This window comes from Burkholderia sp. Ac-20392, from assembly GCF_017104585.1.
In the GTDB taxonomy this organism is placed as follows: domain Bacteria; phylum Pseudomonadota; class Gammaproteobacteria; order Burkholderiales; family Burkholderiaceae; genus Burkholderia; species Burkholderia lata.
This window is the reverse complement of sequence record NZ_JAAGPB010001107.1, coordinates 1-887: the sequence shown is the minus strand read 5'-3', so window position 1 is coordinate 887 and position 887 is coordinate 1. Positions and strand designations below refer to the sequence as shown.

Annotated in this window: 1 protein-coding gene and 2 pseudogenes; 2 read left to right on the top strand and 1 reads right to left on the bottom strand. The window is 69.6% G+C overall.

Annotated elements, in window-relative coordinates; all coding sequences use genetic code 11:
* Nucleotides 1–202: pseudogene (locus G3N99_RS41055) on the top strand (collagen-like triple helix repeat-containing lipoprotein); the annotation flags it as partial.
* Here the strand turns inward: G3N99_RS41055 and G3N99_RS41050 are convergent.
* Nucleotides 195–404: a hypothetical protein gene (locus G3N99_RS41050; protein ID WP_206125290.1), complete on the bottom strand. Its 210-nt coding sequence runs from the start codon at nucleotides 402–404 to the stop codon at nucleotides 195–197. The pseudogene G3N99_RS41055 and the gene G3N99_RS41050 overlap by 8 nt on opposite strands.
* A 185-nt stretch (nucleotides 405–589) precedes the next feature.
* Between G3N99_RS41050 and G3N99_RS41045 the strand changes: the two are divergent.
* Nucleotides 590–887: pseudogene (locus G3N99_RS41045) on the top strand (PRC-barrel domain containing protein); the annotation flags it as partial.

The following is an 887-nucleotide window of genomic DNA, read 5'->3' as shown; positions in this document are numbered from 1 at the left end:
ACTCGGCGGCGCGACGGGCGGCAGCAACCCGGCAGGTGCGCTCACGTCGGCGGTCGGCACCGTGACTGGTGCAGTGTCGGGCGCGGCCGGCGGCTCGCCCGTCGCGGGGCTGACGGGCGGCAGCGGCACCGGTGCGCTCTCGAAGACGGGTGGCGGCGTGCTCGCCCCCGTGACGACGACACTCGGCTCGCTGGTCAAGTAAGCGGCAGGCCGGCACGGCGCCCGCATCGTCGCAGACGATCGGGCGCCTTAGCCTTAGCCTTAGCCTTAGCCTTAGCCTTAGCCTTAGCCTTAGCCTTAGCCTTAGCCTTGGCCTTGGCCTTGGCCTTGGCCTTGGCCTTGGCCTCAGCCTCAGCCTCAGCCTCAGCCTCAGCCTCAGCCTTGGCGTTAGCGGCAGCCGGCATCCAGCCTCATCCCCCACCCCACGATCCCTTCCTTTTCCCGACAGTCCGCCTCCAGCAAGCCATCGAAATCGGTCCTGAAAGCAAGACACGTTAAAATCTCACCTCGCGTGGTGCGCCGCCCGCACCCGCCATCCATCGCCAGCCGCGTGCCCTCGGGCCGCCCCCGACCCATGGAGTGAGTGTCAATGAGCGGCGGACTTCCGTTTCCCGCATCCCGCAGCAAGTCGTTGCCGTCCTCGACGGTCTTCCTGATTCTCGCCGCCACCGCGCTGCTGTCCGGCTGCGGGCTGCTGCCGGTCCAGAACCCGCCCGCGCCAATCAGCGAGGCGCTCGTCGAGCCCATCGAGGAAACCGCCGGCGAACCGCTGACGATGCCGCCCGTGCCCGCGCCGACGCACCCGGAGGAACCGGAAGCGCCGAAGAAGCCGCATCGCGAAGTCGCGCGGCCGAAGCCCGTGCAGCGCCCCGAATCGCCGACACCGG